The 17,280-nt window shown below is 69.8% G+C and carries 19 protein-coding genes; 7 read left to right on the plus strand and 12 right to left on the minus strand.

Annotation, left to right across the window (positions count from 1 at the left end; all coding sequences use genetic code 11):
* Positions 1 to 33: 33 nt before the first annotated feature.
* On the plus strand, positions 34 to 1,644 hold the full coding sequence (locus JOF40_RS02770) for an FAD-dependent oxidoreductase (protein ID WP_129179895.1): 1,611 nt from the start codon (positions 34 to 36) through the stop codon (positions 1,642 to 1,644).
* 9 nt (positions 1,645 to 1,653) lie between these two features.
* On the opposite strand, the gene JOF40_RS02775 is transcribed toward JOF40_RS02770, so the two are convergent.
* On the minus strand, positions 1,654 to 3,267 hold the full coding sequence (locus JOF40_RS02775; RefSeq protein ID WP_129179897.1) for a hypothetical protein: 1,614 nt from the start codon (positions 3,265 to 3,267) through the stop codon (positions 1,654 to 1,656).
* Positions 3,268 to 3,420: 153 nt separating this feature from the next.
* Here JOF40_RS02775 and JOF40_RS02780 point away from each other — a divergent pair, with 153 nt between their 5' ends.
* From JOF40_RS02780 to JOF40_RS02790, 3 genes are all read left to right on the plus strand, one after another.
* Positions 3,421 to 3,699, plus strand: coding sequence for a hypothetical protein (locus JOF40_RS02780; protein ID WP_129179899.1), 279 nt, complete (start codon positions 3,421 to 3,423; stop codon positions 3,697 to 3,699).
* A 170-nt stretch (positions 3,700 to 3,869) separates the two neighbouring features.
* Positions 3,870 to 4,445, plus strand: a complete 576-nt coding sequence (locus JOF40_RS02785; protein ID WP_129179901.1) for a hypothetical protein — start codon at positions 3,870 to 3,872, stop codon at positions 4,443 to 4,445.
* Between the two features lie 64 nt (positions 4,446 to 4,509).
* The gene (locus JOF40_RS02790) at positions 4,510 to 5,067 is read left to right on the plus strand and encodes an HtaA domain-containing protein (protein WP_129179903.1); all 558 of its coding nucleotides are present in this window, start codon (positions 4,510 to 4,512) and stop codon (positions 5,065 to 5,067) included.
* Between the two features lie 21 nt (positions 5,068 to 5,088).
* Here the strand turns inward: JOF40_RS02790 and JOF40_RS02795 are convergent, their stop codons facing one another.
* Entirely contained in the window at positions 5,089 to 5,643 is a 555-nt protein-coding gene (locus JOF40_RS02795) for a TetR family transcriptional regulator C-terminal domain-containing protein (RefSeq protein WP_149712864.1), read from the minus strand.
* A gap of 105 nt (positions 5,644 to 5,748) precedes the next feature.
* Positions 5,749 to 6,912 carry an acyl-CoA dehydrogenase family protein gene (locus JOF40_RS02800; protein ID WP_129179907.1) on the minus strand — a complete coding sequence of 388 codons (1,164 nt, stop codon included), beginning with the start codon at positions 6,910 to 6,912 and terminating at the stop codon, positions 5,749 to 5,751.
* A gap of 146 nt (positions 6,913 to 7,058) precedes the next feature.
* Between JOF40_RS02800 and JOF40_RS02805 the strand changes: the two genes are divergently transcribed.
* Positions 7,059 to 7,868 carry an enoyl-CoA hydratase/isomerase family protein gene (locus JOF40_RS02805; protein ID WP_129179909.1) on the plus strand — a complete coding sequence of 270 codons (810 nt, stop codon included), beginning with the start codon at positions 7,059 to 7,061 and terminating at the stop codon, positions 7,866 to 7,868.
* The gene (locus JOF40_RS02810; RefSeq protein ID WP_129179911.1) at positions 7,865 to 8,686 is read left to right on the plus strand and encodes an alpha/beta fold hydrolase; all 822 of its coding nucleotides are present in this window, start codon (positions 7,865 to 7,867) and stop codon (positions 8,684 to 8,686) included. The genes JOF40_RS02805 and JOF40_RS02810 overlap by 4 nt, the downstream gene beginning before the upstream one ends.
* Positions 8,687 to 8,922: 236 nt before the next feature.
* Here the strand turns inward: JOF40_RS02810 and JOF40_RS02815 are convergent, their stop codons facing one another.
* From JOF40_RS02815 to mftA, 8 genes are read right to left on the minus strand one after another with little or no spacing between them, the layout of a single operon-like run.
* A complete protein-coding gene (locus JOF40_RS02815) occupies positions 8,923 to 9,063 on the minus strand; it encodes a hypothetical protein (RefSeq protein ID WP_188111650.1) in 141 nt (46 codons plus the stop codon).
* A 5-nt stretch (positions 9,064 to 9,068) separates the two neighbouring features.
* Positions 9,069 to 10,643 (minus strand): GMC family oxidoreductase, encoded by a 1,575-nt coding sequence (locus JOF40_RS02820; protein ID WP_129179913.1) that lies wholly within the window; start codon positions 10,641 to 10,643, stop codon positions 9,069 to 9,071.
* Positions 10,640 to 12,049 (minus strand): mycofactocin biosynthesis glycosyltransferase MftF, encoded by a 1,410-nt coding sequence (mftF, locus tag JOF40_RS02825; RefSeq protein ID WP_188111651.1) that lies wholly within the window; start codon positions 12,047 to 12,049, stop codon positions 10,640 to 10,642. Before mftF ends, JOF40_RS02820 begins: the two co-directional genes overlap by 4 nt.
* Positions 12,046 to 12,765 carry a mycofactocin biosynthesis peptidyl-dipeptidase MftE gene (gene mftE / locus JOF40_RS02830; RefSeq protein ID WP_129179917.1) on the minus strand — a complete coding sequence of 240 codons (720 nt, stop codon included), beginning with the start codon at positions 12,763 to 12,765 and terminating at the stop codon, positions 12,046 to 12,048. Before mftE ends, mftF begins: the two co-directional genes overlap by 4 nt.
* A gap of 1 nt (position 12,766) precedes the next feature.
* Positions 12,767 to 14,014: a pre-mycofactocin synthase MftD gene (gene mftD / locus JOF40_RS02835; RefSeq protein ID WP_129179919.1), complete on the minus strand. Its 1,248-nt coding sequence runs from the start codon at positions 14,012 to 14,014 to the stop codon at positions 12,767 to 12,769.
* Positions 14,015 to 14,050: 36 nt separating this feature from the next.
* Positions 14,051 to 15,316: a mycofactocin radical SAM maturase gene (gene mftC / locus JOF40_RS02840; RefSeq protein WP_129179921.1), complete on the minus strand. Its 1,266-nt coding sequence runs from the start codon at positions 15,314 to 15,316 to the stop codon at positions 14,051 to 14,053.
* Complete coding sequence (gene mftB / locus JOF40_RS02845) at positions 15,313 to 15,594, minus strand: mycofactocin biosynthesis chaperone MftB (RefSeq protein WP_129179923.1); 282 nt, start codon at positions 15,592 to 15,594, stop codon at positions 15,313 to 15,315. Before mftB ends, mftC begins: the two co-directional genes overlap by 4 nt.
* A gap of 1 nt (position 15,595) precedes the next feature.
* Entirely contained in the window at positions 15,596 to 15,703 is a 108-nt protein-coding gene (gene mftA, locus JOF40_RS02850; RefSeq protein WP_129179926.1) for a mycofactocin precursor MftA, read from the minus strand.
* A 108-nt stretch (positions 15,704 to 15,811) separates the two neighbouring features.
* On the opposite strand from mftA, the gene mftR reads away from it, so the two are divergent.
* Positions 15,812 to 16,402: a mycofactocin system transcriptional regulator MftR gene (gene mftR, locus JOF40_RS02855; protein WP_129179928.1), complete on the plus strand. Its 591-nt coding sequence runs from the start codon at positions 15,812 to 15,814 to the stop codon at positions 16,400 to 16,402.
* A 72-nt stretch (positions 16,403 to 16,474) separates the two neighbouring features.
* Here mftR and JOF40_RS02860 read toward each other — a convergent pair whose 3' ends face one another.
* Entirely contained in the window at positions 16,475 to 17,257 is a 783-nt protein-coding gene (locus JOF40_RS02860) for an enoyl-CoA hydratase/isomerase family protein (protein ID WP_188111652.1), read from the minus strand.
* Positions 17,258 to 17,280: the final 23 nt, after the last annotated feature.

Consider the following 17,280-nt stretch of genomic DNA (forward strand, 5'->3'; position numbering starts at 1 on the left):
CAGCCGGGGAGCGGCGCACAGACGGAGACACCCATGACGCACGTCATCACCCACGACTGCTGCAACGACGGCTCCTGCATCACCGTGTGCCCGGTCCAGTGCATCCGTCCCCGTCCCGGAGACGCCGACTTCACGACCGCCGAGCAGCTGTACGTCGATCCCGAGTCGTGCATCGACTGCGGAGCGTGCCTCGACGCATGCCCCATCGACGCCGTGCAGGCCGACTACCTGCTGCCCGCAGACCTGAGTCATCTGCTCGAGCTCAACGCCGAGTACTTCGTCGATCACCCGATCACCGACAACATGCCCGAGCCCGACGTCTACCGCAAACCACCGGCCGATCGCGAGCCACTGCGCGTCGCCGTCATCGGATCCGGGCCGGCTGCCTGCTACCTCGCCGACGAGATCTCCCAGATCCGCGGCGCCTCGGTGTCCCTCTTCGAACGCCTGCCCGTGCCATTCGGTCTCGCTCGCGCGGGCGTGGCACCAGACCATCCGTCGACCAAGCGCATCGTCGAGCGGTTCCGCGACGTCCTGCTGCGGCCACACGTGGAGTGCTTCTTCAACGTCGAGGTCGGCGCGCACGTCTCGGTCGACGAGCTGCTGCGGTATCACCACGCGGTGGTGATAGCGACGGGAGCCACGAGCGACGGACGGATCCACGTCCCGGGCGAGACCCTCGCCGGATCGCACTCGGCGCGGGAGCTCGTCGGTTGGTACAACGGCAGCCCGGATCATGCCGACGACACCTATGACTTCGACACCGCACGAGCTGTCGTGATCGGCAACGGCAACGTCGCGCTCGACGTGGCGAGGGTGCTGGCCCGTGACCCCGAGCACTTCACCCGGACCGACATGGCCGATCACGCGATCGAAGCACTCCGGCACAGCGCGGTGCGTGAGGTCGTGGTCGCGGCTCGCAGGGGGCCGGCGCACGCCGCGTACAGCACGGGCGAGCTCCGAGCGCTCGCCCGGATCGAGGGTGTCGACCTCCTGGTCTCCCCCGACGAGCTCACGGGGTCTGAGGAGACCGCGCTGTGGCGCCACGACGTCCTCCGTGCCGCATCGGACCGCACTCCGTCCGAGGGCAACCGGCGGATCGTCCTGCGGTACGGGCTCACGCCGACCTCCATCGACGACGACGGCAACGGGCGTGTCCGGTCCATCACCTTCAGCAGGGCCGACGGCAGCCCCGAGACGCTGGAGACCGGGCTCGTGCTGCGTGCGGCGGGCTACCGAGGACTTCCCTTCAGCGGTCTGCCGTACGACGAGGGTCGTGGGACGGTGGCCAATGAGCGTGGTCGCGTCACGGACCCCGAGACCGGCACGGCACACGCGGGGGTCTACTGCTCGGGGTGGATCAAGCGTGGCCCGTCCGGGGGCATCGGCACCAACAAGGTCGATTCGGCCGAGACCACGGAGGCGCTGTGGGCCGACTACGTCGCCGGCCGACTGCACGAGCCGCAGGGCGATCAGGCCGAGCTGGCTGCTCTCGTCGCGGAGCGCCAGCCGGCAACGGTCGACAAGGACGCGTGGCTTCGCATCGATGCCGCCGAGCGGTCGCGAGGGCGTGCGGCCGATCGACCGCGGGTGACCTTCGTGCGGGTCTCGGAGATGCTCGCCACCGCTCACGCTCCGCGCTGACACTGCGTCTCAGCGGAGGCAGGCCTCGATCTCGGCCTCCGCGAGTGCCGACGCCTCGGCGATGGTCAGGGCCACGCCGCCGGCCTTGATGATCCTCGCCCTTCCGCGGCGCAGATCGTCGCGGTAGCGGGCATCGATCACGTCGAACTCGAGATTCTTGACGTAGATGCGCAGACGGTCGCGCAACGCGTTGTCCGCGGCCTCCACCACGGCCGGCAAGGCACTGGTCTGGACGAGCAGCGAGTGCGCGACCCCACGGAGCCCCGGGTCGTGCAGGCCGAGGAGAACCTCGTGCTCGGAAGCGCGGATGATGTGGTCCTTCCACCAGTCGAACGCGTCGTCATCCTCGACGACCGCCAGCTCCACGTGCGGGACCGCGAGGGTGGTCGCCAGGGTCTCGACGGACGTCCGCAGATACGTCTCGTACTCGTCGGCGCCCAGGTGCGATCGCACCGATCTCATGGCCGCTCGCGCATCGGTGGCCGAGAAGCAGTACCGACGGACACCGTGCACCGATGAGTCGAGCAGCGCGTGCTCGTACGCGAAGACCCGGAACGGATTGGTCAGCGCACCGCCCGGCGAGCTTGCCAGCGCCTCGGCGTCGCTGGCCTCGAAGGCCCAGGTCGGCGTCAACCGTCGTCCCCGTGTGACGTCGCAGTACACGTTCGACCCGTGGAACCACTCGGGCAGGAGCGGACCCGGTCGACGCGAGTACGAGATGCTCACGCCGGTCGGCTGCGCCTGGCGCAGGAACCGGTGCGCGTCGAGATGCGTCATCGACTCGGTGAAGCGCACCAGCGGTGCCGGGCTCGTCATGCCGATGCGATACGCCGCTTCGTGGAGCCGTCCCGGCCAGTCGTCACCCCACACCTCTCGCGCAGCGTGGGCGATCCCGCTCGCCACGGCGGACCCGTCTCTGAGGTGCTGGGTGCCGACCGTGGCAGCACCCAGCAGGCCGAGCACGACGGATGACGCAGAGTCGAAGCCAGAGTGGCCATGGGCCGAGGTGACGACCAGACCCAGCGAGGTGACCAGCTGGCCGAACGAGGTGTCGACGTCGAGGCGGAATCTGGGTTCCAGCTCTGCCAGAAGCCGCTCGCCCTCCGCCGAGAGCTCCTTGTGCCGGTTGCCCGCGTCCATCGCTGCGACGACGAACTCCCGCAGGACGTGCGGTTCCTCGGGGCGCAGCGGGACGTCGACGTCGAGGAGCTGATCCAGATCGTCGGCAAGTCTCGCGACCGACGGATCCTTGGTGAGCTCGAGGAACTGCATCAGCTCGTGGCGCCGATCCGCGCCGAAGTGTGGTGGCGTCCGCTGGTGGGCGGCTATCGCCACTTCGGCGAGAGAGACCTGTGCTCGGTTGCGCACCCCTGGATACGTGCTGACGAGACCCTTCCTCGCCCACTGGTTGACTGCCTGTCGACTCACCCCGACCGAGCGCGCGGCGTCGGCCTGGGACACCAGGTCTGCGGGCACCTCGACGGAGTTGTTCGGGCTGCGCAGTCGTTCCGCCGCGCGCTCGAGGGCCCGGATCAGCTCGGGTACGGGGACCGCACCGCTCTCGGCAAGGCTGACCGCGAGGCGCTCGACCGCGTCGGAGACCTTCTCCACCCTGTTGTCCATGGTTGTCGCACTCTACTGACCCCGCGGCACCCGAGCATCGTGACCCTTTTGTCAATGGCGTCACTTGACGGCAGCTGATCGGGTCCGTACGGTCTGATGTGACGCAGGCAACACGGAGAGGTAACGAACGTGAGCACGAGGCAGCCCCCATCGATGATCGACCTCGCACGCCGGGCGGCAGCGCTGATCCCCGAGCCCCCCGCCGATGTGGTGAACCAGATCGAGTGGCGCGAGCTCGTGTGGGAGACCGCGCGGCGCCTGGCCGACCGCGGACCGTCGGTGCGCGAGATGCCGGGTCACCTCGACGCCGCTGTCGAGTTCGACGGCTCGTCCGAGCACCTCCTCCAGCTTGCGGCGATGTTCCAACGATGTGGTGCTTCGTCGACGACGTCCTCCACCCCACGGTCGACGAGGCTTCCGCACCCTCTCTGACCGCCGGTCTGCAGCGTCGACGCCCTTCGGTCCCTAATGATCGATTTGGTACATAGCACCATGAGTGTGATATCTACTTGACAAGGCTCTTCAGCGAGAGCTCGTACGAGTGGTCAGGCACCGATGAGCCCGCTCTCGTACCTGCACACCGACGTCGGGATGTTCACACCATGCACAGGGACGCAACGGCCAGGAGCCGCATCAAGGAGTACTTGCGCAGCCACGGACCGGTCGAGGACCCGTCCGGCCACGCCACGCGAGTTCTGCGCCAGGCCGTCGACTACCAGGGTTCTGCGGTCGCCTTCATCCAGATGCTCGCCGCCATGGACCGGGACGGGGAGCTCGAGCGGACCATCGTGGGCAAGCGAACCTACCGCGTCGAGGGGCTCGCCGACTCGGCCAGCGCGCTGGTCCCCGTGCACAGCAGCGACCCGTCAGCTGGCGCGCCTGTGGCCCTGATCGACTATGAGCGACTCGCCAAAGCCATCGTGAGCGAGCTCGCCGATCGGCTGTCCACGCCCTCCGGCAGCGGCTCGCCGGCTGTGAACCACATGCCGTCCCAGAGCACGAACACCGCGGCCGCGGAGCGCGCCCGGCTCGTGCAGGAGCGCGACGACTACGCCGCCCGCCTCCACGAGGCACGCCACCGCCTGGACGAGCTGCTCGGCGACGAGCCGGCCGCGGGAGAGGCCCGCCTCGACGACGCCTCGCCGCTGTTTCGAAAGCCCGCGAACTTCAGCTCGTGAGGCCTTGCGTCGCGCGATCGGCTCCTGACCCCGCCACCTGCGGGCGCGCGCCAAGGGCGTCCCTATGATGCTCGACCATGGACACACCATGACTACATCCACACATGCAGGTGAACCGCAGGAAGCTGTCCCACCAGGTCTGCGCTGGGCGGTGAAGCGCAGCTTTCTCGACTACGTCGCGCGTCTGCCCGACGGCCGAGTGAGCACGACGGACGGCGTGACGCACACCCCTGACGGCGAGTTCCTCTGGGCGGCGGCGGACCGTCACGAGGATGTTCCCGAGGCGGCAGACCGATCGCTCGGATTCGTCGGAGACCTCCGGTATGGCGGACACGGAGGCCTGCTCTTCGTACGTCTGGCCGATCCGTGCGTGACGCTGCGCGGCGGCGTGGGCACCGTGTCGGTCGCCGACACCTTCGACGAGACCCACCAGATGCTCGTGCCCCTGGTCACCTTCGATGTCACCCGATGGGATCAGCAGCCCGGCGTCGAGATCATGCGGGCCGACACCGTTCGGCTCACCGCTCGGGGCGCGACGATGTTCAACATGGTGTATCCGGCAGGAGAGCTGTTCGAACCGATCACGATGACGTGGCCGGTCGATCGACCGGGCGGCGCGTGAGATCGGGCTCGACGACCCAGCTCAGTGCGTGAAGTCGGGGGGAACCGCTCGGCTGATCTCGCGGGCGAGATCCTCGGTGCTCATCGGCGCGTCGTCGGCCAACCACCACCGGATGATCGCCATGACCCCGGCCGCGAACATCCGCGACGCCACCTCGGGATGAGCCGACTCCCGCTGAGCGCGCAGGTACTCGCGGGCGCGCTCGGCCAGGGCCTCCTCTGCCGCGACAGCGGATCGGCTGCCGCCGGTCAGGATCTGGCGGTAGACAGGACGCCGCTCGCCGATGAAACCCAACACGTAGGCCATGGCCTGCTCGCTGAGCTGCGTACCCGTCAGCCGGTTCTCGACCCGGGCGGTGAAGTAGATCGTCGACCCGGTGTCGAACTCCTCGACGAGCGCGGCGACTGCCAGCTCGTCGACTCCTGCGAAGTGGATCCTCAGCTCGGCCACCGTGCACGCGGCCAGCTCGACGACCCGGTGCAGGAGCAGCCCGGACTCGGCATCGAGGCTCGCGTCCCGGAACGCGGCGATCAGCCGCGTTCGCGAACGCCGCCCGTCAGCCTCGCTGGTGTGCATCATCGGTCGGCTTGCCTCCCTGGCCGGTGCCGGCGATCGGTCGGGTCATCGTAGCCCTCCGCGCCGGTATCTGGACATGCCCGCCCGGCAGTGGTCGTCGACGGGTCAGTGCTGACCGAAGCGGACTCCCGGGAACAGGCCCGAGGCGACCCCGGTGCGGAGAACCGCGGGCGCTCCCCCGGCCACGACGTTCGTGACGGCATCACGGTGGATGCGCTGGATCGCGAAGTCCGTGGTGACTCCGAGCCCGCCGTGCAGCTCGAGCGCCTTGAGCGTGATCTGCGGACCGACCGTGGCCCCGAAGAGCTTGGCCTGCGTCACCTCTGCCAACCGGGGGAACCTGCCCTCGACGGCGGTGGCCGCAGCGCGGTAGGCGAGGAGCCGCAAGGCCTCGATCTGCACCCACATGTCGGCCAAAGCGTGATGGACCACCTGGAACGCGACGAGCGGCTTGCCGAACTGCTCGCGCTGGAGCACGTAGCTCGAGGCCTCGTCGTAGGCCGCCTCGCTGAAGCCGAGCCAGAACCCGCAGTTGTGCAGACGCTCGAGGTTGAACGCGGTCATCAGCCGACCGAACTCTCCCGGAGCGCAGATCAGGTCGTCGACGCCGACCCGGACGTCCTCGAGGATGAGGTTGCCGTGGGCGATGCCTCGATCGCCCAGGAACCGGGGGCCACGCTCCACCGTCACGCCGGGCAGCTTGGCGTCGACCATCACCGCGCCGATTCCCTTGGCTCCCGGCACGCCGTCGAACCTGACGAACGTCGCGTTCAGGTCGTTGACGTTCGAACCGGTGACGAAGCTCTTCGTGCCGTTGAGGACGAACTCGTCGCCATCGCGCTCGGCCGTCGTGACCAGATCGGTGAGCGCCGACCCGGCCCCGGGCTCGGTCAGGGCGATGTTGCACGCCCGGCGGCCCGACACGATGTCGGGGAGGTACCGATCACGCGCCTCCTGCTTGCCGATCAGGAGCATCGAGGGGCCGGGCCCGCTGGTGGCGAACACCGGCTCTGCCGGCAACCACGACTGGGACATCCTGAACAGGGCCTCGACCGTGATCAGGTACTCGAGCGCTCCGCCCCCGAGCCCCCCGTGCTCCCGCGGGATGGCGACCGCGAGCAGACCAGCCTCGGCGACCCGGTCGAAGATGTGCCGGTACGGGGCCTCGTCGCTCTCGTCCCAGTCGCGTGCATCGTCGCGGAACGACCGACCCACTTCTTCGGCGGTGGCCTGGAGCTTCACCTGCTCCGGAGTGAGATCTAGATCCATGTGCCCAACACCCTCGTCATTAGTGAGATCAGTTGTCGCAGAATATGTGGGGCTCGGTCGCGAGTCAAGTACTCATTGTGAGACACGCAGATGCTTAAATGTGATCGACGCCGACCCGATGGCGTCGCCGAAGCGGAGGCACAGCCATGGTCAGCACCTCGGACTTGCTGCATCACACCCGGCGGGGACCCGTCACGCTCCTCACCATGAATCGCCCGGAGCGACGCAATGCACTGACCGCCGACCTCCTGGACCGCGTGCGCGAGGCCATGCAGATCGCCGACGGCGAGCCCGAGACCCGAGCGGTGGTGTTGACGGGCGCTGGCGGCTTCTTCTCCTCGGGCGCTGACCTGCGCGGCGAGTCGTTGGGAGCCGAACGCGTGCTGCGAGACCACTACGAGCCGTTGATCACGACGATGGTCGGCCTGGGCGTGCCCATCGTCGCGGCCATCGACGGGTTCGCCGTGGGTGCCGGAGCGTCGATCGCGCTGGCCTGCGACTTTCGCGTCATGGCCTCGGACGCCTTCGTCTACGTTCCCTTCGCGGGCATCGGCCTGATCCCCGATGCCGGACTGACGTGGCTCCTGCCCCGCACGGTCGGCGCAGCTCGCGCGGCCCAGATCTGCATGCTCGACGAGCGAGTCGATGCCGCCACGGCACACGCGTGGGGCATCGCCACCGCGGTGGCCGAGACGACCAGCAGCCTCGACCGGGCCCTCGAGCTGGCCACCGCCCTCGCCGCCCGCAGCAGCAGCCTCGGTGCCGTCAAGGCAGCGCTCGCCACGTCGTGGACCCGCGACCTCGCCGACCACATGGTCTTCGAACGCGAGGTTCAGCAACGCCTCCAGGCCCTGCCGGACTATCCGGCCGCAGTGGCCGCCTTCCGAGAACACCGCCCACCGACCTTCGGTCCGCGACCGGTCCCGGGTCCCACCCATCGAGGAGAACTGACATGACCGAGCACCACATCGAGGTCGAGGACGGCGTCTCGCTGTTCGTGCAGGACGTGGGACACGGACGACCTGTCGTGTTCCTTCACGGCTGGGCGCTCGGCCACGAGCTGTGGGACCGCCAGGTTCACGAGCTCGCCACCCACGGCCGGCGAGCTGTCGCGCTCGACCTGCGCGGACATGGCGCATCGTCGAAGCCGCTGACCGGCTACGGCGTCGAACGCCTGGCGGCAGACGTCATCGCGGTGATCGAGTCGCTGGAGCTCGAGAAGATCGTGCTCGTCGGGTGGTCGATCGGCGGACTCACGGCCTTTCGAGTCGCCGCCGAACGTCCCGACCTGCTGGAGCGCCTGGTGCTGGTCGGCTCCAACGGCGTGGCCGCCTCCAAGGTCCCCGGGCTTCCGTTCGGTGCCCCTGCAGCGAGCGTCGAGGGACCGGTGATCGCTGCCGAGCTGGCCGACCGGGTCGCTTCGCGCGAGGGTCACATACGGCGTACCGTCCTGCCGACGGTCTCCGACTCGACCTTGCAGTGGTTGCTCGCTCTCACGATGCGAGTCCCGGTCTGGGCAGGTGTCGACGGACTCAAGACCATCCTGAACACGGACCAGGTCAGTGCGGCTGCGACGCTGGCCGTCCCGCTGGTCCAGATCATCGGGGACCAGGACCCCACGCTCTCGGCTCGCGCCGCACAGTGGCTCATCGACACCGTGCCGGACGCGCGCCAGCTGACCGTCCCCGACTCCGGTCACTTCCCCATGGTCGAGAACGCCGAGGTCTTCGCCTCCACCCTGCTCGCAGCGGTCTCCATCGACCAGGGGTCGTGAGACCTCGTCCTCGGGCTCAAGCCGACCGGTTCGATCAGAGCTCGAGCACGAGGCGCCCACGAACACCTCGCTCGTAGTCGCCCCGAACTCCCTGCCACGAGGCAGCACGATGTCAGCGCCCAGACCGCGCACGAGCTCGACACCGGCATCGGCATCGGCCGCTTCGGCGACGATCCGCAGCCCTTCGGCAGCAGCGAGCTGGACGGCATACCCGCCGACGGCTCCGGCCGCGCCAGTCACCGCGAGCACCCCTCCTGCGGGCAGCTCGAGGGCGTCGAGGGCGTCGAGGGCACGGCGGGGCCCGACTTCTCAGCGTCGGTGAAGCCACCGCCGGCCCGGGTGATCAGGTCGATCAGGTTGACGGTCGCCGCGCGCACTCGGGTCAGTCTCCGCCCAGTAGGTGCCCGGCAGCGATCCAGGCCAGGGCCATGACGGGTGCCGCCGAGTTGCCGCTGACCTGATGGGGCAGGACCGACGCGTCGATGACCCGCAACCCTTCGACTCCGCGCACACGGAGCCGCGAGTCGACGACGTCATCGTCGCGCGCGCCCATCGCGCACGAACCGACCGCGTGGTAGATCCCGCTCCCGTGACGGCGCGAGTAGGCGACGACCTCGTCGTGGGTCGAGACGCTCGGGCCGGGGAAGACCTCGTCGCGGACCCAGTCGGCCAGCGGTGATGTTGCCACGATCTCGCGGGCGTGGTCGAGAATCGACCCGGTGGCCGCACGCTCCGCCTCGTCGTCGAGGTAGCGGGGCGACACGACAGGAGGCGTCGAGGGGTCGGCCGAGGCAACGTGGACCGACCCGGTCGATGTCGGCCGCAGCGCGTAGCCCGTGAACAGCAGCCCCGAGTATCGAGCGAGGCGCATCTGCTCCGAGGTCGCGTCCAGTGCCATCGGCACCCAGACGCCCTGGACGTCTGGCCGCTCCACGTCCGGCGACGACCTGAACGCGCTGACGACGTCATAGCCGCTCGTCGCGATCGGACCCCTGCGGGTCGCGAGGTAGCGGGCCCCGGCGATGGCCTGCTTGGGCAGCGAGTTGAGCCTCTCGGTCGGTCCGTGGCGACCGTCGAAGCGAACCTGCATGCTGACGGCTCGCTGCTCGATGACTCGCTCACCGACCTGGGGGCTCTCGACGACCTGGGCGATGCGGGCCTCGTGCAGCACGTCGCCTCGACCGATCCCCGACCGTTCGAGAAGGGCGGGGCTCTCGACCGTGCCCGCGGCGACCAACACCTCACGGCTGGCTCGCAGCTCGAGTCGGTCGTGCCCGTGTCGCACGACGACCCCCGCTGCACGGCGACCTTCGAGCAGGATGCGCTCGACGCGTGCGCCCGTCATGATCGCCAGGTTGGGACGGCACCGGACCGGGGCAAGGAACGCCGATGCGGCGCTGACCCGTCGGCCGCCGCTGATCGTGGCAGGCGTGAAACCGATGCGCTCGTCGTCGGAGTCGTTGAAGTCTGCTGTCGGGCGCAGACCCCGACTGCCGGCGGCCTCCAGCAGCGCCGCGGTGACCTCGTCGCCATGGGTCGCGATCGAGACCGCGAGAGGGCCGCCCTGCATCTCGTCGTAGGCTCGGGCGAACGCCCGGCTGCCCCAGCCCGGGTTGCCGGCGGACTCCAGGGCGTCGAAGTCGGCGGCGGCCCCGCGGACGTACATCATGCCGTTGACGAGAGTGGATCCGCCGAGGCCACGGCCGCGCGTCCAGACCTCCGCGGGGCCGCCCGCCATCGCAGGATCGGCCGGGTAGCGGTGGACGTAGCGATCAGATCGCAGGGTGAAGAAGAACGCCCGCGGCACCGACAGGAGCGGGTTGCGCCCACGACCGCCGTCCTCGACGAGCAGCACCGTCACGCCGGGATCCTGGGTCAGGCGATGGGCCAGCACGCATCCAGCTGCGCCAGCACCGACGATGACGTAGTCGTGCTCGTTGCGGCGGTCACGACTCACCGGCGAGCACCACCTGTCGGCAACCAACGCGGCACGAGACAACGCGCTGACCCGGCCCGCATCGCCCCCCACCAGACGCCCGCTCCATATGCGAGATCATCGGCCCGGCGCAGCGCTGTGAAGGTGACCGGACCCAGATCGGGACGAGCCGACCGGTGGGCCAGCAACCCGTCGACGACGGTCAGCGCCGCCACGACCCGGCGTGCCCGGGCAGAGCCCAGGCACAGCAGCAGCGCGACGGGCGACCAGTGCTTCAGCGCCAGGCCCGAGGTCTGCCGCAGCAGCGCAGCGGCAGTCGCCGTCACGAGGTGGCGACGCTGGCGGACGGGCAGGTCTGGGACCGAGGTGAACGCATCACGGGCCGTCCACCCGGCGCAGGCCGTTGCCACGGCGAGCGACCACGGCCGTTGCCAGAGCACGCCGGCGATCGCGACCGCGGCGACCGGGCTCATGACCGCGGGAGCGACCCGGTCGCCGTGCCGAGCGGCGAGCTGCGCCGCGCTCGTGCCGTAGAAGGCCTTGCGCCGCACCCAGGCGCGCAGTGACGTACGGGCGTCGTGCCGCACCTCGACCTCCGCGGCATAGCGGATGCGGTGCCCCTGGCCGATCAGCCGCCACACCAGATCGACGTCTTCTCCGGCTCGCAGGAGAGGGTCGAACCCATCGCTCAGCGCATCGACCCGGGCCACGAAGCACGCGCTGGGGACATAGGCCACGGCCGACCACGGCCGGACCGTCGCCGCCGCGGAACCGAGGTCGAGTGACCCCGAGGAAGCCTCGTAACGACCGAGACGACCGCGGCCCCCGGCTGACCGGACCCGTGGGGCCACGACGGCCAGGCCCGGATCGGCGGTGTGCCGGACCAAGGCCTGCAGATCGGCGGGCGCGATGTCGACGTCGGAGTCGACGAAGGCGACCAAGGGCGTGCGGACCTGCCGACGACCGACGTTGCGGGCGACGGCCGGGCCGACGTTGTGATCGAGCCTGAGCAGATGTGCCCCGTGCCGCGTGACGACCGCCGAGAGTGCTGCCGAGTCGCGCGACGCGTCATCGACCACGACGCACCTGACGTCGCCCGCGAGGCGTCGCAGCAGGCGGTCGACCCCGGAATGGTTGTCCCGCACGGGCACCACCACGGTCACCGCGGCGAGACCCTCCTCGGCCGCGCCCGATCCGCTGGAGTCATCACCCGGCACCGGATCGGCGAGGTCGAGGTCGAGCAGACGAGCTGCGAGCCGGGCCGTCAGCGGAGAGGTCACCTCGATCTCGCGGCCGGCGAGCAGGTCGCGCGCCAGGCCCGAGATGCGCACGACCTGCGTGCCCGACACCAGGAACTCACCGACCTCGACGCGATCATGGAGCCGGACGACGAAGCCGTCCGGCAACGATGGCCGCGGATCGGTCACCGCGACGTCGCGTGCCCGCGACCCAGGACTCCGTGCACATCGGCCTCTCCGAACATGATCCGCTGAACGATGTCGTCGACCATGGAGTCGAGTATCTCGGCCCCGGCCCCGGCCGAGGATCCGGCCGGGTCGCCCAGGACACCGTTGGCCGAGACGGCCCCCACCCCGCCGGCCATCATGAGCGGAAGGATCTCCGACAACGGACGGGTCTCCCCCGCCTCAGCCAGCTCGAGGCGCACCGACGCCGGCCGGATGTGGAGCATCAGCGACGTCTCGGTCAGACCGGCGTGCAGGTCGACCTCCTCCGTCGCGCACGGCACCCACGCGACATCGTGCTGCTCCGCGATCATCTGGAAGACCGCCTTGGACAGCGCAGCGACGTTGCCCCCGTGGGCGTTGACGAACACGATGCGGCCGGCCCAGGTGCTGATCGACCGCACGAGCTCGATGATGACCTGCTGCAGCACCTCGGTGCCGATCGAGCTGGTACCGGCGAAGCCCTGGTGCTCGCCGCTGGAGCCGTAGTTGACGGGCGGTGCCACGACCACCGGCCCCCCGAGTCGCTCGGCCACAGCGTCCGCGACCGCGACGGCGATGGCGGTGTCGGTGTCCAGAGGAAGGTGGGGTCCGTGCTGCTCGATCGATCCGACCGGCACCAGCACGAGCCGACCCGCGCTCACCTCGGCCCAGGTCGTGTCCGCGAGACGGGTCGCCATCTCACGCGATCGTCGCCGTGGCGACGTCCTCCGCGACGGCGACAGGAGCCGCCGCGCCGAGGCGGCGCTCGAAGCCGTCGGGGATGACGAGCAGGTCGCGGTTCAGCTGATCGGTCGACGACAGGCCCATGCCCAGCAACGACGAGTCGATGCCGCCGCGCAGGATGTCGAGGACGTTGCCGACGCCCGCCTCGCCGTTGGCTGCGAGTCCCCACAGGTAGGCGCGGCCGATCATGACGGCGCGTGCGCCCATCGCGACGGCCTTGACGACGTCGCTGCCGCGGCGGATCCCGCCGTCGAGCAGCACCTCGATCTGGTCACCGACCGCGTCGGCGACGGCCGGCAGCGTGCGGATCGGCGCCGGAGTTCCGTCGAGGTTGTTGCCGCCGTGGTTCGACACCGAGATGGCGTCGACGCCCAGGTCGACCGCACGTCGGGCATCGTCGACCCGACACACTCCCTTGAGCATGAACGGCTTGCCGCTGAGCTGGTACCACTGCTCGCGCATCCACTGCACGTCGTCCCACGTGGGCGGCGGCGTGCTCATCCACTCGTAGTAGGCGCCGAAGAACGTCGGGCCCTTGGCCTGGCCCGGGGCGGCGAGGTTCGGAGCCGTGAGATCGGGCAGGTCCCTGGCGAACGAAGCGAGCCAGCGCGGCTTGCGGACGACCTGCGGGGCGAACTTGACGGCAGTCTTGAAGTCGACCTTCTCGGGGATCTCGGGACTGCCCCAGTCGCGGCCCATCGAGAACGACCAGTCGAGCGTCGCGATGAGGCCCACGGCACCGGCGGCCTGCGCACGCTGCATGCGCTGGATCATGACGTCGCGGTCACCCGTCCAGTACATCTGGAAGAAGGTGCTGGGCGCGACGGCCGCGACCTCCTCGATCGACTTGCTGGCGAAGTTGCTGAGGCTCATCACGGTGCCCCGCGACGCCGCCGCCCTGGCCACCGCGACCTCGCCCTCGGGGTGCACGGCCTGCACGCCCGTCGGCGAGATGATGACGGGCAGCGACACGGCCTGGCCCATGACGGTCGTGGCCATCGAGCGCTCCGCCTGGTGCCCGGCCACGTGCGGGGCGAATCCCAGCTCCATGAACGCTGCCTCGTTGTCGGCGGTCGACTGGCCACGCTCCGAGCCGGCGACGAGCGCGCCGTACACCGACGACGGCAAGCGCTTCTTGGCGCGCCGCTGGGCGACAGCCACGGACTCGAACCACGGGTTCTGGGCCCAGGGGTTCTTCGACATCAGATGTTCTCGCTTCGGGTCAAGGGGTCGGGAAGGTCAGAGGGTGAAGCCCGCGAGCGGGCTCTCGGCGCACGCCGACACCGGCGGCCTGGTGGCCTGGACCGCGAGAGCGTCGTCCCGGCGGCTCAGCGTGAGCATGACCGGCTGGTTGCGGGTGGGGTTGGCCTTGGAGTGGTCCTTGCCCTGCGCGGGCAGCACCCGCTCTCCCGAGGCCAGAGCGTCCTCGCCGAAGCCCCGGACGCACTCCGGATCGGGGCCGTCGAGCGGCAGGCCGGTGAAGAACTTGGCGGCCATGCAGCCACCGCGGCACGCGTCGAAGAACGAGCACGACGTGCAGGCCCCCGACGTCTGCGGCGAGCGCAGGTCGTTGAACAGCTCCGACATCTGCCAGACGTTCTGGAATCCGCCGTCGGCCAGGATGTTGCCGGCCAGGAAGTTGTCGTGGATCGCGAAGGGGCACGCGTAGACGTCGCCGATCGGGTCGATCAGGCACACGACGCGTCCGGCACCGCACAGGTTGAGCCCGGGCAACGCTCCCCCGCCGTCGGCGACGCCGAAGGCCGAGAGGTGGAAGAACGAGTCGCCCGTCAGCACGTTCTCGCCGTTGGCGACGAGCCAGTCGTAGAGCTCGCGCTGCTGCTCGGGCAGGGGGTGCAGCTCGTCCCACACGTCCGCGCCGCGGCCCGACGGGCGCAGCCGCGTGAGCCGCAGCGTCGCGCCGTACTGGTCGGCCAGGGCCTTGAACTGGTCGAGCTGGCCGATGTTCTGGCGAGTGCAGACGACCGAGATCTTGGCGTCCTCGAAGCCGGCGTCCTGCAAGTTCGCCAGGGCCGTGATGGCGGTGTCGAACGAGCCGGGACCACGCACGTAGTCGTTGACCTCGGGCGTGGCACCGTCGAGGGATATCTGCACGTCGACGTAGTCGGTCGAGGCCAGGAATCGCGCCCGCTCGGGGGTGAGCCGCACGCCGTTGGTCGAGAACTTGACGCCCACGTCGTGCGACACGGCGTAGTCGAGCAGCTCCCAGAAGTCGGGACGGATCGTCGGCTCGCCGCCGCCGATGTTGACGTAGAACACCTGCATGCGCTGCAGCTCGTCGATGACGGCCTTGCACTGCGCGGTGCTCAGCTCACGCGGGTCCCTTCGCCCCGAGGACGACAAGCAGTGCGCGCACTCCAGGTTGCAGGCGTAGGTCAGCTCCCAGGTCAGGCAGATCGGGGCGTCCAGTCCCAGCTCGAACTGCTCGATCAGCGTCCCGTTCTGCGGGCGCTGCGTGACTGGACGGGTCTCGAGGATCGTCATGCGGCATCTTCTTCCACTTCCACGCGCGGGCGGATCATGTCGGTCTCGGCCAGGCCTCGCAGCGCCGACAGGTAGCCGGGCCAGTCCTGCTCGGGCACCTCGGCCGCGACGAGGGTCGACCGGACGTCGGGGTGCTCGGCGAGGCCACGGACGACCTCGACGAGCTGCATGCGCTTCAGGAACGTCAGCTTGCGGTTGCCGAAGTGGTACGCCATGGCCCCGAAGGGCTCGGGCCGCAGGGCGACCGCGGGCGACAGGCCCCAGGACTCGTCCAACATGTCAGTAGACGCCGCACATGCCGTCGATCGAGACCTCTTCGATGAGGTCCGAGGCGTCCAGCTGAGGCTCGTCCGCGGCCGTCGCGTCGGTGGTGGGGTTCTGGTCCATGACTGCTCCTTGGTCGGGGGCCACGGCAGAAAGTGGCCTGCGTCGCACTTTAATGGCATTGCGCGCCATAAAGAAAGGGGTCGCGGCGAAATGTTAGATTTGCCCGCGATGGCCGCTTCTCCCACCCGATCTCCCGGTCGCCCCTCGGTCACCGACCACGCGGCGATCGAACGGGCTGCGTTCGCGCTGTTCCAGGAGCAGGGCTTCGACGACACGACGATGGACCACATCGCCCGAGCCGTGGGCGTCGGCAAGCGCACGCTGTTTCGCTACTTCCCGTCCAAGAACGACATCCCGTGGGGCCAGTTCGACCAGAGCCTGGCGCACTTCAGCCGGCAGTTCGATGCCGTCCCGCCGACGACGCCCCTCGCCGACGCCGTGCACGGCTGCGTCGTCGCGTTCAACACCTTCGACGAGTCGGCCCGCGACCAGCACCGCTTCCGCATGCGGCTGATCCTGCAGACCCCGGCCCTGCAGGCGCACTCGGCGATCAAGTACGAGGCCTGGCGCCGGGTCATCGCCGAGTACGTCGCCCGGCGGCTGTCGCTGTCCGCCGGCGACCACCTGCCGCGCCTGGTCGGCCACGTCAGCCTGGCAGTCTCGGTCGCGGCCTACGAGCAGTGGCTCGATGAGCCGGCGAGCTCGGTGACAGATCTCCTCGACGAGCAGCTCACCGCCCTCCGCACGTACCTCGCGTGAGGCCCGCGGGCCCCGAGACGTCCGGCTGAGCCCATCGGCCTGCGGGCGCTCCGCGAAGCGGGCAGCCGGCGATCAGCGGACGACGGACGTGAATCGCGGCGAGCGCTTCTCGCCGAACGCCGCGACACCCTCGCGAGCATCCGGTCCGACACCCAGGTGCGCAGCAGCGTTGATCTCGAGGTCGAGCCCGTCGTCGGTGACGCCGCGCGGGCTCGACATGCGCTTCATGAAGGCCAGTCCGGTCGCGCTCCGCGAGGCGATCTTCGTCGCCATCGCCCAGACGTCGTCGAGGAAGGTCTCGGCGGCGAACACCTCGTGCACGAGCCCGAGGGACCTGGCCTGCTCGGCGTCGAGCGTCTCGCCGGTGAACATCAGCCAGCGCGCAGCGCGCGAGCCGACCGCATCGGTGAGGCGCTGGGAACCGCCGCCTCCCGGCACGAGGCCGAAGTTGGCGTGGACGTCCCCGAGCCGGGCCGACGAGCTCGCGACCATGAAGTCCGCCGAGAGAGCCAGCTCGAGGCCACCGGCGAGGGCCAGGCCGTTGACGGCCGCGATGACGGGCTTGGGGCTCGCGTCCATCGCCGAGAACACCGCCTTCCAGGACATCAGCAGCTCGCGGAACGCGGTCGAGTCCTGCGTCATCGTCGCGGCCTCGACAAGGTCGGCACCGGCGCAGAACGCTCGCCCGCCACCGGTGATGACGACGACGCGCACGTCGGCGTCCGCGCGACAGCTCGCGAGCGCCTCGCCCAGCGCGGCCACGAGCTCGCCGCTGAGGGCATTCATCTGCTCCGGTCGATTCAGGGTCAGCAGCGCGACCCCACCTCGTCGCTCCTGCGTCAGCACGTCGGCCATCGACATCGCCTCCTCGTCTGCGC

This window comes from Aeromicrobium fastidiosum (genome assembly GCF_017876595.1).
Lineage (GTDB): Bacteria > Actinomycetota > Actinomycetes > Propionibacteriales > Nocardioidaceae > Aeromicrobium > Aeromicrobium fastidiosum.